Here is a 14,371-nt window from a genome sequence, read left to right as displayed (position 1 = left end):
GCCGATGGGTCTAGCTCAGGCAAACAAACAATAGCCGCAACCCCTGAAAAACTTAGCCCAGCAATGAGCCTGGTGTTGCAGCGTGCCGCTTAATTATGGAGTGATTATGCTGGTCGATAAAAACAAAGAGCCTGCTGGCGAATACGCTGTGGGTATTTCCCGTGAAACCTTCGGAATGCTCAAGCATCTGTGCAAGAAGGATAACTATCACTGGGCCATAGCGCTGGGTAAGGACTATGCAATCATCGTCTTTGCCATCTACCTGTCCCTGGGTGTCAGCTACTGGTTCTATCCGCTTTCGCTATTTCTGATCGGTACCACCCAACGTGCCCTGACGAATGTGCTACACGAGTCAACCCACAAGGTCTTGGCGAAAAACCGCGCGATCAACTGGGTCGCCGGTACATTTCTCTCGGGCTACCTGGTTTTCCATCTGTATCAGTCCTACAGCACATCGCACATCAAGAACCACCATGTGCACTTGGGGCATCCGGAAAAAGACCCTGACTACAATTTTCATCTCAAATGCGGCTTATACGACTTGCAACAGAGCGAGCATGAGTTTTTCTTGAAAAACGTGGTGATGGCGCTGTCCGGCTACAGGACCCTTCAGTACATCAAGTATGTGGTCAAGGACCGGGTCCAGGGCCAGGACCCCCGCATCCGCAATGAACGCAGAGTGATGTGGGCCTACTGGGCGGTGATTCTGGCGGTGGCCGTCTGGTTTGGCGTGGTCGCTGAACTGGTGCTGTTCTGGCTGGTACCGCTATTCACCACCGCCGTCGCCGTAGGCTGGATCATCGAACTCGCCGAGCATTATCCGCTGCCTGCCGCAGAGACCGACAAGCTCTTGCTGACGCGTAACCGTAAAGGCAACGTGCTGGAGAACTTCTTTTTTGGTCGCCATGACGATAACTATCACCTTGTGCACCACCTGCACCCGTCGATACCCCATTGGAATATGCGCAAGGCACATAAGCTGCTGATGTCCCACCCTGAGTACGCGCGCTGGGACAACATGTGGGCCGGTATTTTTACTCGCGACCGGCATAGCCGCCACAAAGAGACCCTCCTCAGTTACGCGGCCAAGTTCCGCGCCCACAAGATTGCCAATCAAGGCGACGATTCGAGTTTCGCACGTCGCATGCTCAACCTGGCTTACGGGGTTTAACGCCATGAACATTACTGATAACAGCTTGCTGGCTACCCTGGCCCTGAAGAAACTGGCGGCGAACAAGACCTATCGTGACTTGTTCCTGGCCAGCGAGACGCTGCGTGATTTCCTGCGGCCTGCAGCCCTTCGCTACATCATTTCCGAAGACCGCCTGGAGATGCTCGACAAGCTGGCTGCCCTGTTGGGAAAAGGCTATCGCACGGGCGTCGAGTTCGTCGGCGAGGAAGCGACTACGTTGGCCGAAGTGACCACTGCAACCGACGAATACCTGAAGCTGATCGACTTGATCGTGCAGCATCCCAAGCTCGGCGAACCACCTCAACTGGGGTTCGACCTGTCTAACGTCGGCACTATCATTTCTCGGGAACTGGCGATCGAGAACTGCTCGAAGATCCTGACCTATGCGGCCGACAAGAATGTCGGTGTGATCATCAGTATGGAGCGCTCCCAATGGACGGACTCGATCCTCGATATCTTCCTGCAACTGATCGGGCGCTTCCCCAACGTGGGGATCACCCTGCAGGCGCAGTTGAACCGAACCTCGGATGACCTGGGGGCGGTCCTGGAAACCGGCTGCAAAGTGCGCCTGGTCAAAGGCGTCTATGCTGAGCCTGCCGCGATTGCTTTGCCCCGCGGCGAGGCCCTCAACGAGCGTTACCTGGGGCTGCTGGACCGGATCAATGGCGGCCGTGGGCAGTTTGCTTTCGCGACCCAGGACCCGTTGCTGATTGAAGAAATCCTCACCAGCCACATCGCCGACCGCGGCGAGCTGGAGATGCTCCACGGCGTGCGCCCTGAACTGATCAAGGCGGTAAAAGACCAAGGCCAGGTCAGGGCCCGGGTATCGGCGGTGTATGGCACCAACTGGTACTTGCATCTGCTGCACCGTGTGGCTGAGTTTCCGCAGAACATTTTCCTGGCGCTGGATGACGTGGCTTCGCCACGGGCTTCTGAAACCGCCACTCATTACTGAAAAGGACATTCTTATGAAGCAGTATGTCGCGTTGGTGGATGTCTATTCGAGCGGTAATTTCCTGCCGCAGTATTTCCGGGATGCCGGTTTCAGCCTGATCCATGTACAAAGCACCCCCGAGTTGATGCCGAGCATGCTCGGGCCGAACCTGTCGGAGTTCGAGCACAATTTGGCATTCAACGACAATGCCGAAGAGATCGTACGACGCCTGCGTGAATTCAACGTAGTCGCCGTCATTGCCGGCCAGGAGCCTGGCGTGCCATTTTCCGACTACTTGAGTGAACAGTTGCAATTGTCCACCTCCAACGGCAGCGCTGGCTCACGCGCCCGCCGCGACAAGTTTGAAATGATCAAAAAAGTCGCCGCCGCGGGCCTGTTGACGGCACGTCAGATCAAATCGTCTGACCCCGCCGAGCTGCTGGCCTGGGTAGAGGCCGGCCAAGTGTTTCCCTGCGTGATCAAGCCGCTGAGCTCGGCCTCGACCGACGGGGTTTCGATCTGCCATAACGTCGAGGACGTCAAGCGTGCTTGTGAGGAAGTGGTGTCTAACCTGGATATCTTCGGCTTGGCCAATACCGAGATTCTTTGCCAGTCCTACCTCAAAGGCCCGGAGTACATCGTCGATACTGTCAGCCGTGATGGGCAGACCTACGTCTGTGGAATCTGGCGCTACGTGAAGCGCGAAATAAGCGGCGGCAAGAACATCTACGACCGCGACGTGCTGATTGCCCCGGACAGTGCCGAAGCCAATGTGCTGGTGGACTACATCGTGCAGGTACTCAAGGCGCTGGGTATCAATAACGGCCCGGCCCATTCGGAAGTGATCCTCACCGAAGCCGGCCCCGCTCTAGTGGAAGTCGGTGCTCGTTTGAACGGCAACATGGAACCCAAATTCCATGACATCAGCCTGGGCGGCAACCAGGCACAGCTTACCTACCTGGCGTACTGCGACAGTGAGGCGTTCAAGGCAAACTACGCCGGCAAGCGCTACCACAAGCTCAAGGAAGCCTGTGTCATCAACACCGACACCACGCTGCAAGGTGAGGTTACCGGATTCAATGAAGCGGCCATCCAGCTGATTGAGGGGCTGCCCTCGGTGCATAAGCTGAGCGTCAAATACAAGGCTGGCAAGCTGATGAAAAGGACCGTGGACCTGCTCAGCAGTCCGCTGCGGGTGTTCCTGGTATCGGAGAGCCAGCGCGATATCGACCAGGATTACGAGCAGATCCGTCAATACAAAGACAACGTCTATGTGATCCGCTGAATGATGGACACTTATCGCACGTTACGCGGGCTCAACGCTCGCTTGCAGCTATTGTTCCTGATCACCCTGGTGTTCCGCATGGGCACCATGGCGTTCCCTTTCTATGCGGCGTACCTGATTCATCAGCACGCCATATCGGCGGGCACCGCAGGCTTGTTGGTGGGCGTCTATGGCGCGGGGGCGTTGTTTGTGGACTTGATCATCGGCGGGGTGATCAAGCGGTGCTCCGCCAATCGGGTGATCCTCGGTTCGTTGCTGCTCAACGCGCTGCTGCTGCTGATCATTCCGTCGGTGGATAACCCTGCGGTGCTGTTTGTGCTGTCGTTTCTGTGGGGCGCCTGTTATGAGGCATTCACCCCCGCGACGTTCTCCGAAACAGTCAGCCATAGCAGTAGTGAGTCGCGCAAAGTGGCGTTCTCTTGCAATCGCTTGGCGATCAACATCGGCATGGCGATCGGGCCACTGCTGGGCAGCTTGATTTTCCTGAGTAACGCCGACGCGGTGTTCTACATCAACGCGGCGTTGTCCCTGGTGGCCTTCGTTGCCTGCCTGTGGTTCGGACGTGCGGTGCCGGTAGCCCAAGGGGCTGCCGTCGTCAGCAAGGGCAATGGGTTGCCGGAGAGTGCACTGCACGAGCGCTCGCGCTTGCTGGTGATTTTACTGGCAGCATTGCCGGTGCACATTGCCTATGCGCTACCGCCGACTTTCCTGTCGGCCTACATCATCAACTACACCGAATTGCCGGCGTACTACGTCGGTATCATTTTTTTCGTCAATGCGCTGTTGGTGATCGTGTTCGAAGTGCCGATCAACCAGCGTATGTCGCACCTGTCGAGCAGCCGGTCGCTGGTGGCCGGTTTCCTGGTGGCCGGTGTGGGGTTCTTCCTGATGGGCTTCAGCCATATCGGCGCATTGTTGCTGGTGGCCACCGTGTTCTGGAGCCTGGGGGAGATGATCGTGTTTCCAGGCATCACCCACTACGTCAGCAGTATCTCCAGCCGTCATACCGTGGACCGCAACCTCGGCTATTACTCGGCGGGGGTCAATATCGGCGTGATGCTCACGCCGTCGCTGGCGTTCATGCTGGTGTCACAGCCATCCCTGCCTTCGCCGTGGCTGCTGGCGGGCACGGTATTGCTGTTGTTCGCGGTGGCGGTGGGGGTAATGAAAGGGTCGACTGTCTTGTGGAACAAGGAAGCGTGAAATGAATGTGGTGCATCTGAACACTGCTGGTGCGGGACTTATGTCGTCGGCTACTCTGAATGCGATCCAGCGTTTTACCGCCATTGAGGCGCAAATGGGCAGCTATGAGACCGAACTGGCCTACGAAGAATTGCTCAACGTCGACCTGTATCGGGTGGCGGCCCGGCTGTTGAATGCACAGCCTTCGCAGATTGGCTTTTTCAGCAGTGCCACGCAAGCCTGGACCAGCATTCTCAGCAAACTGCAATTCCCCCGAGGTAAGCGGGTTTGGGTGTCGACCTCGGAATACGCGGCGAACCTGATCTTCTTCAACTACCTCAAGCTATCGCGTGAGATCCGCGTCGAAGTGATCCCGACCACGGCCACCAGCCCGCTGGACTTGGAATGGGTGCAGCGGCATTTGGACGAGGATGTGTTTCTCGTCAGTGTTTCGCATCTGCCCTCGTGCTGCGGGGTGATCAATCCAGTGGAAGCGCTGGGGGCGCTGCTCAAAGGCTCGAACGCGCTGTATGTGGTGGATGCGTGCCAGTCGTTGGGGCAGTTGCCGCTGGATGTGCGCGACATACGCTGTGATCTACTGACGGGCGCGGGCCGCAAGTTTCTCTGCGGGCCCCGTGGCAGTGGGATTGCCTACGTGTCGCCCCGGCTGCTTGGGCAGTTGCAGTTGAATTTTGCCGATTTGCACGCCGCCAGCACGGATGGCCAGGTCAACCGGGTGGACATGTCCGGCGCGCGGGTGCTGGAGATCGCTGAAAAGAGCTTTTCGGCGCTGGTAGGGTTGCACACAGCGTTGCAGGAGTACGTGCAGGTGGGCGGCGGACAGGTGAGCGCGGAGCCCTATGCGCTGTTGGTGCAGGAGCTGCGGCGTCTGCCGCAATTAACGCTTATGTGTGACCAGTTCAAACAGAGCGCAATTGCCTCTTTCGTGCCGCACAACATGCCGGCCCAGGCATTTGTCCGCCAGGCCCGCGAGATGGGGCTAAACCTATGGGCGGGCACCGCCGCCCATACTCCTTTGCTGCTCAAGGACCTGAACGTCACACACTTCGTGCGTGTCTCAGTGAGCCGGCACATCACCCTCGCCCAGATTGAACAGGCTCTGGTGACCCTGCGGAGTCTTTAGCTGCGGCCACTCACTGGGCGGCGATGGTTTAGCCGTCACAGGCGCTTTGCTGCATTTTTCTGGAAGCCGCGGAATCCGTAGGGGGGGTGACAATCTTTATTCTCGCGGGACAAGAGTGGTTGGCCCCCTGCGTCTTGATATTACCGCTGGCTGAACCCACGGCCCGATCCGGACCGCCCCGGTGATTGCCGCTCGTCTGATCTTCACACTGCCTCTGATCTCATGAGCGTAAACATGAGGCGATGTCGCCCCTCTCTCGGCAGCTCAGCAAATATCCGCGTTGACAAAAATTATTTTAGGTGACGATAATCGGCCAAGTCGTACGACAACGTATGACATAAAATAATAAAATCGACGCAGGCTCTGCTATGCCATTCGCTCCGACGGCTCATCAGCATCGCTCTCTGCCCGTTCTGCATAACAGTGCAGGGGCGCATCTCTTCCCGTTTTCGCATTCCCGCCAGGCGGCTCACGGCTTTTCAGCCAGTCAAATCTGTTCGCCTGGGCAAACCCCTTTGCATCGTTCGCCTCGAGCCGCGCTCCCGTCTGGCATTGCCACTGCGCGCAGGGTGATCACGCCCCCGATTCATCCTCGTCACACCCAACGCCCTAGCAACACCTTCTACGGCAGCATCTCTGGAGAAAAATAATGAAAAAAACACTATGCGCCTCTCTCATCGCGTCCTTCTTGACCCTTACGGCCGGAACGGCCGTTGCCGCTGATGCGAGCGACTGGCCGACACGTCCGGTGCAGGTGGTGGTTATTGCCAACGCCGGCGGCGATACCGACTTCAACGCACGGATGATGGCCAAGTACTTTACCAAGCTGACCGGCAAGTCCATGGTCGTTACCAACATGGCCGGCGGGGGCGGCACCATCGCTGCCGACGCGGTCAAGAGCGCGGCGCCAGATGGCAACACCATTCTGTTCACCCACACCGGTCAGATGATCGTTAACGAAGTGGCAGGGTTGTCGGAAGATCGCTTCGATGCGTTCGATGTCTCTTGCATCGCTGGCGTCGATAAAGGCGCTGTGTTCGTCTCTGCCAAAAGCTCGGGCATCGACACCCTCGATCAGTTGATTTCACAGGCCAAGGCCAAGCCAGGCACCATCACCTACGGCACCGAGATGGGTAACTTCTCGCACCTGCAAGGCTTGATGTTCGAGAAGCTCGCCGGCGTCAAACTGAAGATGGTCGACAGCGGCACCGTTTCGGAAAAAGTGGTGGCCTTGCTGGGCAAGCGCATTGACCTGGGTGCTATCAGCTATGGTTCGGTTCAGGACTACATTGCCAGCGGCAAGATGACTGCTCTGGGACAGCCAAACGCAGAGCGCAACCCGCTGCTGGGCGACGTCAAGACGTTTAAGGAGCAGGGTGTGGATCTGGTCCTGGACAAGCCTTACATCGTGGCTTTCCCGAAAGGCACAGACCCGGCCATCGTCAAGAAAATGGCTGACACCATGAAGAAAATCACCGAAGAACCTGAATACGCTGAAGAACTCAAGAAATCGTTCAAGCAGCCTGTCAGCTTCCAGGGCACCGAAGAAGCCATTGCTACGCTGACCAAAACCCGTGACGACTTCATGCAGTTCAAGGACGAAATGCGTAAAGCCAAGTAAATCCTGGGAAACAGGAGGGGGCGCTTACCGTATTGGCCAGCGCCCCTTTGCTCGGCCCTTCAAGTGAAAGAGGATCCTGTATGGATACCTACAAGAGAAATGAATTGTTCGCCGGCCTGGCGATGCTCGGTGCTGGTGTAGCGTACATGTTGTTGACCACAAACCTGCCGCGCCGCAGTTTTGTCGACGCCGCCTTTGTGCCCTGGATTCTTTCCGGCGCGCTGTGCCTGTTGGGCGTGTTGCAATTGCTGGCCTGGAAAAAACTGCCCCAGCAACGTGCCGAACCCACCGAGCCCGCCGAAGCAACTGAGTCGATCGACTACCCGACCGTTATCAAATCCATCGCGCTGGTGACGCTCTATACCGCACTGCTGGAAATCGTCGGTTTCGCGATCATGACCGCGCTTTACCTCTACGCCCAATTCATCGTGTTGACCCCCGCGGACCAGAAGGTCAAGCACCTGCGTTATGCCGTGATTGCGGTCGTTTCGGCGGCATTGATTTTTGTGATCTTCCGTGAGGGCTTCGATTTGATGCTGCCCGTCGGTCTATTGGATTTCTAGGGGACGGTGATGATTGAGCTCCTGCAACAAGGCTTTGGTGCCGTATTCTCGCCCTACGTATTTGTCCTGATCACCCTCGGCGTTGCGGTGGGGATCGTCTTTGGTGCGGTGCCCGGTCTTTCGGCCACCATGGCCATCGCCCTGTGCTTGCCGCTGACCTATTCGATGGGCCCGGCCACTGGCCTGTCACTGCTGGTTGCGCTCTTTGTCGGCGCTACCTCGGGGGGGCTGATTTCAGCGATATTGCTTAACATACCGGGTACGCCGGCCTCCATCGCCACCACGTTCGATGGTTCGCCGATGATGAAAAAGGGCCAGGGCGTCAAAGCGTTGGGCATTGGCGTGGTGTTCTCGTTCCTGGGCACGATTTTCAGCATTGCGGCGTTGATGTTTATCGCCCCGATCCTGGCTGACGTGGCCTTGAGTTTCGGTCCCCACGAATATTTCTCCATCGCTGTTTTCTCGCTAACCCTGATTGCCACACTGTCCACCGGATCGCTGGTTAAAGGGTTGTTTGCCGGTGCCTTGGGCTTTGCCTTTTCGACTGTTGGGATCGCCCCGGTCGAGGCCATCCGGCGCTTTACCTTTGACCTGCCGAGTCTTAACGGTGGCTTCGCCATGCTGACCGTCATGATTGGGATGTTTGCGGTCGCCGAAGTGCTGAAATTCGCCGAAAGCGCCCGCTCGAGCCACCGTGCCAAGCCACAGAACATCAGCATGAAGGGCGTCAAGGGCTTTGGTTTTTCAATCAAGGAGTTCATCAGCCAATTGCCGAACGCGACCCGCTCGTCGTTCATTGGCCTGGGCATCGGGATCCTGCCGGGCATCGGCGCTGGTACCTCGAACATTGTTTCCTATATCGCGGCAAAAAAACGTTCCAAACACCCAGAAGAATTCGGTAAAGGCTCCATCGAGGGCGTGGTTGCCAGTGAAACCGCGAACAACGCCGGTATTGGCGGTGCGATGATCCCGCTGCTGACCTTGGGGATTCCTGGTGACACCACCACGGCGGTGATGCTTGGCGGCTTCATGATTCACGGGATCCAGCCGGGCCCACTGTTGTTCATCAGTCAGGGGCCGCTGGTCTACACCATTTTTGCCGCGCTGATCCTGGCCTCGTTGCTGATGTTGGTGCTGGAGTTCTACGGGCTGCGCATCTTCATCAAGCTGTTGGCGGTGCCCAAGCACATTCTGTTGCCGATCATCCTGGTGCTCTGCGTAGTCGGTGCGTTCGGTCTCAACAGCCGGATCTTCGACGTCTGGGCGGTGTTGCTGTTCGGTTTGCTGGGCTATGGCTTCGTCAAAGGTGGCTTGCCGATTGCGCCGTTCATCATTGGCTTCATCCTCGGACCTATGGCTGAAACCAACCTGCGTCGAGGTCTGATGCTTTCGGATGGCAACTTCAGCGGTTTCCTCACCACGCCGATCTCGGCGGTCTTCCTGGCCCTCGCAGCGGCGTCTGTCTCTTGGCACCTGGTGACGGTGATCCGTCACAAGAAAAGTGCCGCCATTGAGCTGATGCGCAGCTAGTTCATCTCAATCGGTCGCTTCCACTGCTGCAACGCACGATGTGCGCTGCAGCAGCCGAATTCAAACGTCCGGAGTCAGTCATGCAAAACCCCAATCCGCTCCCTTCGGCCGATCTCGACCCCATGGCCTGGAACACCTTGATCCAAAGCGTCGAGCAAGTGGTCGGCGCGGCGGGGCTGGTGCGTGATCCTGAACTTATGCACAGCTACCTGACTGACTGGCGTAACGCTTATCAAGGCCGGGCCGCACTGGTTGTGCGCCCGGCCACCACTGAAGAAGTGGCGGCGGTGGTGCGGCTTTGCCATGACGCCCACGTTGCCTTGGTGCCGCAGGGCGGCAACACCGGATTGTGTGGTGGCTCGATCCCTGATTCGTCTGGCCGCCAGGTGGTGTTGTCCCTGACCCGGATGAAGCGCATCCGCGAAATCGACCTGGCCAATGAAACCATTACGGTCGAGGCCGGGGTGATTCTGCAGCAGTTGCAAGAAGCCGCCAGCCAAGCCGGTCGCTTGTTCCCCCTGTCACTGGGGGCCGAAGGCAGTTGCACGGTGGGCGGCAATCTGGCCACCAATGCCGGCGGCACGGCAGTGCTGCGTTACGGCAACATGCGCGAGCTGACCCTGGGGCTGGAGGTGGTATTGCCCGATGGACGTGTCTGGCACGGCTTGCGAGGCCTGCGCAAAGACAACACCGGTTATGACCTCAAGCATTTGTTCATTGGCTCAGAGGGCACGCTTGGCATTATCACGGCGGCGGTGCTCAAGTTGTTTCCGGCGACTCACAGCACGGCAACCGCCTGGGTCGCGCTGCCTTCTGCGCAGGCCGCCGTAGACCTGATCGGGCATGTTCGCAGCCTGTGCGCCGACCGTCTGACGGGTTTTGAGATGATGTCGCGCCAGAGCCTGGAGTTCGTTCTGGACCATGTGGCCGGTTGCAGTGACCCCTTGCAGGGGCCGCACCCGTGGTACGCCTTGATCGAATTGCGCGACACGGTGCCTGACGCGCCTTTGGAGTCGTTGCTTGAAAGTGGCCTGGGCCATGCTTTTGAGGCCGGGTGGGTGATCGATGCCGTGATCGCCAGCAACCAGACTCAGGCTGCGGCATTGTGGGCTCTGCGCGAAGGTATTTCCGAGGCGCAGAATCATGAAGGACCGAGCCTCAAGCATGACATCAGCGTGCCCGTCAGCCAGATTCCGGTGTTCATCGAGCGTACCGATAGCGCCTTGCAACAGGCGTTTCCCGGCGTACGCATTGTTTCTTACGGTCACATGGGTGATGGCAACCTGCACTACAACATCAGCAAGCCGCTGGGGCATGCCGATGCCCCGTTCAAGGCCCAGGAACAAGCGATCATGCAGGTCATCTACCAGATGACGAGCGCTTTCAACGGCAGCATCAGTGCCGAACATGGTCTGGGGCAAGCCAAGCCGGACGCGGCGGCGCATTTCAAGGATCCGCTGGAGATCGAGTTGATGCGTGCCATCAAGCGCACACTGGATCCGACCGGGTTGATGAACCCCGGCAAGGTGTTTGCCACCGGGCTGGAGTGATCGATCCTGCCTCTGCTAGCCTGCCTCAATCATGGCAGGCCGTCGGCCTTTACGGCCGCTCTGCCGCTTTCAGACACTGGATATGGAATGGCTGAATGACACAGGCAAACACCAAAGATCGCGTGCGCATCAAGAAAGTCGAAGTGCTCTCGGACAACTGGTACGTGCTGCGCAAAACCACCTACGACTACCTCGGCCGCGATGGCCAGTGGCGCGAACTGGCCCGCGAGACCTACGATCGGGGCAACGGCGCGACCATCCTGCTGTACAGCAAGGCCAAGCAAACCGTGGTGTTGACTCGGCAGTTCCGCTTCCCGGCCTTCGTCAATGGCCACGAGGGGCTATTGATCGAAACCTGTGCCGGCCTGCTGGATAACGACGATCCGCACACCTGCATCCGTAAGGAGACCCAGGAGGAAACCGGCTATATCGTTCAGGATGTACGCAAGGTGTTCGAGGCATTCATGAGCCCAGGGTCAGTGACAGAACGCGTGCATTTTTTCGTCGGCGAATACTTCGACGAAGATAAACAGCATGAGGGCGGTGGGCTGGAAGCCGAGGGCGAGGAAATCGAAGTGCTGGAGATGTCCCTCGACAAGGCGCTGGGCATGATCGAAACCGGGGATATCTGCGACGGCAAAACCATCATGCTGTTGCAGTACGCCAAGTTGCATCGGTTGCTGGATTAGTCTGCTGCTTGCTAAGGCCGAGAGCTTGAGCCTGCGTTTCAAAAAAGCCATTCAGTCAACAAAGGCGGTGCGCGAGTTGTTGCGCGCGCCGCTCTGCTGATCACGTTCGATCCTTAAGTAATTGGTCAATCATTGATCAATTCAGCCCGGGGCGATGTAAGGTTCAGTGCTGCTCATGGGCTGCGCGGTGTTCATTCAACTGGACTGGGCGTCACTGTCTTCCTGGACGAGGTTCAGGTAATCCGAGGGCTCCGTTTGCTCCGGCAGTTCGGTCACGACACTGAAGTCACTGATTTCGATGGCGCCCACCCCGTGCCCCAGCAGATGGAAAGAGAAAGCCTTGCGGGGTTGCGGGTTATCGAAACGGATGTTCATCACCAGCGGCTGTTCGGGCGTCACCGCCACTTCCGTCGGCAGGTCGATCGCTACATCCTGCTCGAACTCTTTAGCCTTGAGGGAAATATAGGCCGCATTGTCCGGACCCAGGGCGCGGATGGTCAGGCTGACGCGGGTCTGTGAGCCCTTGGGCATCTCCAGGTACTGGGCGCCGATCAGGTTATCGGTCCAGTCGTTGGTGATTTGGGCCGGAAGCGGGATTTGATCGGCGCTGCCAAACTGATAATGCTGGTTGAGCGGTGTATGGAGCAGGGTGCGGTCCAGAGCCGAGCCTCGCGCGCTGATCAGCCTGGCGCGCTGACCTCTGTATTGCCCGCCATAAGCGACGCGCTCAGTGATGAAGCCTTCGCTGGAGTAAAAGCGGCAACGTTGCAGAAAATCGCATTCGGTGAACGTGCCTTTACCGTCGTGATAGCGCAGCTTGCCGTTGGTGAACGACATCATTTCCCGACCCGTTGCATAGTCCCTGAACATCGAGCGACCGGACAACGATTTGGGCACCTTGAAACCGAAGTAATCGAGGACTGAGGCAGTCAGGTCGACATGACCGTAAACCCCTGACTTGATCCGGGGCAATGGCTCCGGCGCCAATGTCAGGTTGAAACCCCAGGATGACGCCAGGCGCACATCGTCGATGCCGTGGGATTCGTCCGAGGTGATGATCACCAGGGTGTCTTTCAGCACGCCTTGGCGTTCCAGTCCCGACATGAAGCTGTCCAGTGCGTCATCCAGGTAACCGACGGCCGCCTGCTTGGTAGTGTCGTAGCGTTGCAGGTAGTCATCCGGCGCTGAGTAGGGCTGGTGCGTGCCCACCGTCAGCAGCGTCAGCATCCAGGGCTTCTTTGCCTGTTGCAGTTGTCCGACGTAATCCAGCGCGCCCTCGAAGAATGTCTTGTCGTCCTTGCCCCAAGGGAATTCCAGATAGGCAGGTTTGGTGAACCAGTCCATGCCCAGGGTGGTGTCGAAGCCGATGTGCGGCATGATCCGGTCCTTGGCCATGAAACGCAGGCCCGCACCTTGCAGGAAATGCGTGGAGAACCCGTTGCGGCGCAACTGGGCCGGCAGGCAGGCCTGATTGCGCCGGGCCAGGTTCAACATCTCGACGCCTTTGGGCGTGCCGTCGTCGAATTTTTCGTAATCGCCACACAGCATCGAGTACAGGCCGCGAATGGTCTGGTGGTTGTGCAGGACGTAATCAGGGGTATTCATGCCGCGCTCGGCCCAGGCACTGAGGTGCGGCATCAGGTCTTCCTGATAGCTGCTTTTCAGGGCCTGGCGGTTGACGCCCACATAGGCGCCGGGGATGCCTTCCAAGGTGATGATCAGGACGTTGCGGGCCCGGCCTGGGGCAGGCAGGATTTTCTGGCCTTCAAGATCGAGCCGGGTAAGACCCTCCATCGGCGGGGTTTGAACCACTGCATCATCTTCAAGCCATAGCTGGGTACGATCCTGCCCGGCGGCAACGGCGGCCGTGACAAGTTGGTGGGGAAGATTGAACAGGTTCCATTGGTCTGCCTCACTGGGTCGCCAGGATTGCACCACACTGTGGCTCAGTAAGAGCACTATCGGCAGCGCCCAGGCGTGGCGCGGCAAGCGAGGTGCCATATACCACCGGCGGGGCCATTGGACAATCAGCCAGACCGCCACCGCTGCCAACTGAATCGCTGCGAGCCAGGGATGGGCGAAGCCGCCGCTGGTGGAGTTTTCGACGAATTGCGGGTCGGTCAGGTAATGCAGGTCCGATGGGGTGGGCATGCGCCCGACAGCACTGACCAGTTCGATGCTGGCCAGCGTCAGCATGCTCCAGACCAGCAAAATGGGTAATGCCACCCACCAGGGACGACGGTAAAGCAGCACGATCAGCAACCCGCCCATGCCCAGGTCAGACAGATAGCCCAGCGGATCGGACCATCCTAGCGAGAGGCGCAGGCTCATGGGGATGATTAATGCACATCCGGCCAGGGCGATGAGAGGGGCGAGGGGGTGGGTGAAGCCGCGGTAAAAAACGTTCACAAAAAGAGGCCTTCCGCTGGACGCCAGTGAGGCACGCAACTTGTGGACACGGGCTTGTGAGTAAGCCCGTGTCCACAAGACTTACGTCATGGTTAGAGTCATTAAGTTGTCATGAAAGTATGCTCGATGGTACCAAGCATAGTCGCAATTGACCGGGTCGATGTGCCGATGCCCGCTCGCGTTGCGCTGTGGTTCGCTGGCACGGCCCCCTACAATGGCGGTACGGCGCTGATTTGAGGTGTGCAGCCAACTTGTATCAAGGTTTTTCGCTG

Annotated in this window: 11 protein-coding genes; 10 read left to right on the top strand and 1 reads right to left on the bottom strand. The window is 58.3% G+C overall.

Translation table 11 applies throughout. From position 1 onward, the window contains the following. The first annotated feature begins 106 nt into the window (after positions 1-106). From BM132_RS19180 to nudK, 10 genes are all read left to right on the top strand, one after another. Positions 107-1,171: a fatty acid desaturase family protein gene (locus tag BM132_RS19180; RefSeq protein WP_092457883.1), complete on the top strand. Its 1,065-nt coding sequence runs from the start codon at positions 107-109 to the stop codon at positions 1,169-1,171. Positions 1,172-1,175: 4 nt separating this feature from the next. Next, a complete protein-coding gene (locus BM132_RS19175; RefSeq protein WP_092457880.1) occupies positions 1,176-2,147 on the top strand; it encodes a proline dehydrogenase family protein in 972 nt (323 codons plus the stop codon). A gap of 13 nt (positions 2,148-2,160) precedes the next feature. After that, positions 2,161-3,411: an ATP-grasp domain-containing protein gene (locus BM132_RS19170; RefSeq protein ID WP_092457877.1), complete on the top strand. Its 1,251-nt coding sequence runs from the start codon at positions 2,161-2,163 to the stop codon at positions 3,409-3,411. Further along, the gene (locus BM132_RS19165) at positions 3,412-4,614 is read left to right on the top strand and encodes an MFS transporter (protein WP_092457874.1); all 1,203 of its coding nucleotides are present in this window, start codon (positions 3,412-3,414) and stop codon (positions 4,612-4,614) included. Between the two features lie 40 nt (positions 4,615-4,654). Continuing rightward, entirely contained in the window at positions 4,655-5,737 is a 1,083-nt protein-coding gene (locus BM132_RS19160) for an aminotransferase class V-fold PLP-dependent enzyme (RefSeq protein ID WP_177218193.1), read from the top strand. A 649-nt stretch (positions 5,738-6,386) separates the two neighbouring features. Further along, positions 6,387-7,358, top strand: coding sequence for a tripartite tricarboxylate transporter substrate binding protein (locus BM132_RS19155; RefSeq protein WP_092457868.1), 972 nt, complete (start codon positions 6,387-6,389; stop codon positions 7,356-7,358). Between the two features lie 80 nt (positions 7,359-7,438). Next, positions 7,439-7,921 (top strand): tripartite tricarboxylate transporter TctB family protein, encoded by a 483-nt coding sequence (locus tag BM132_RS19150; protein WP_092457865.1) that lies wholly within the window; start codon positions 7,439-7,441, stop codon positions 7,919-7,921. A 9-nt stretch (positions 7,922-7,930) separates the two neighbouring features. Beyond that, positions 7,931-9,451, top strand: a complete 1,521-nt coding sequence (locus BM132_RS19145; RefSeq protein ID WP_092399599.1) for a tripartite tricarboxylate transporter permease — start codon at positions 7,931-7,933, stop codon at positions 9,449-9,451. Between the two features lie 122 nt (positions 9,452-9,573). After that, complete coding sequence (locus tag BM132_RS19140) at positions 9,574-11,001, top strand: FAD-binding oxidoreductase (protein WP_092458143.1); 1,428 nt, start codon at positions 9,574-9,576, stop codon at positions 10,999-11,001. A gap of 95 nt (positions 11,002-11,096) precedes the next feature. Continuing rightward, a complete protein-coding gene (nudK, locus tag BM132_RS19135) occupies positions 11,097-11,690 on the top strand; it encodes a GDP-mannose pyrophosphatase NudK (RefSeq protein WP_092457862.1) in 594 nt (197 codons plus the stop codon). A 195-nt stretch (positions 11,691-11,885) separates the two neighbouring features. Here the strand turns inward: nudK and BM132_RS19130 are convergent, their stop codons facing one another. Beyond that, positions 11,886-14,099 (bottom strand): LTA synthase family protein, encoded by a 2,214-nt coding sequence (locus tag BM132_RS19130; RefSeq protein ID WP_177218192.1) that lies wholly within the window; start codon positions 14,097-14,099, stop codon positions 11,886-11,888. Between the last annotated feature and the right edge of the window lie 272 nt (positions 14,100-14,371).

It is taken from the genome of Pseudomonas sp. NFACC45 (genome assembly GCF_900113505.1).
In the GTDB taxonomy this organism is placed as follows: Bacteria; Pseudomonadota; Gammaproteobacteria; order Pseudomonadales; family Pseudomonadaceae; genus Aquipseudomonas; species Aquipseudomonas tehranensis.
Note: the sequence above shows the minus strand (reverse complement) of the source record. Positions and strands in the feature narration are given on the sequence as shown.

Bases quoted from the DNA above. Each gene is read 5' to 3' on its own strand.
- BM132_RS19165 (WP_092457874.1), top strand. From the start codon at position 3,412: ATGATGGACACTTATCGCACGTTACGCGGGCTCAACGCTCGCTTGCAG.
- BM132_RS19170 (WP_092457877.1), top strand. From the start codon at position 2,161: ATGAAGCAGTATGTCGCGTTGGTGGATGTCTATTCGAGCGGTAATTTC.
- BM132_RS19150 (WP_092457865.1), top strand. From the start codon at position 7,439: ATGGATACCTACAAGAGAAATGAATTGTTCGCCGGCCTGGCGATGCTC.
- BM132_RS19175 (WP_092457880.1), top strand. From the start codon at position 1,176: ATGAACATTACTGATAACAGCTTGCTGGCTACCCTGGCCCTGAAGAAA.
- BM132_RS19145 (WP_092399599.1), top strand. From the start codon at position 7,931: ATGATTGAGCTCCTGCAACAAGGCTTTGGTGCCGTATTCTCGCCCTAC.
- nudK (WP_092457862.1), top strand. From the start codon at position 11,097: ATGACACAGGCAAACACCAAAGATCGCGTGCGCATCAAGAAAGTCGAA.
- BM132_RS19140 (WP_092458143.1), top strand. From the start codon at position 9,574: ATGGCCTGGAACACCTTGATCCAAAGCGTCGAGCAAGTGGTCGGCGCG.
- BM132_RS19160 (WP_177218193.1), top strand. From the start codon at position 4,655: ATGTCGTCGGCTACTCTGAATGCGATCCAGCGTTTTACCGCCATTGAG.
- BM132_RS19180 (WP_092457883.1), top strand. From the start codon at position 107: ATGCTGGTCGATAAAAACAAAGAGCCTGCTGGCGAATACGCTGTGGGT.
- BM132_RS19155 (WP_092457868.1), top strand. From the start codon at position 6,387: ATGAAAAAAACACTATGCGCCTCTCTCATCGCGTCCTTCTTGACCCTT.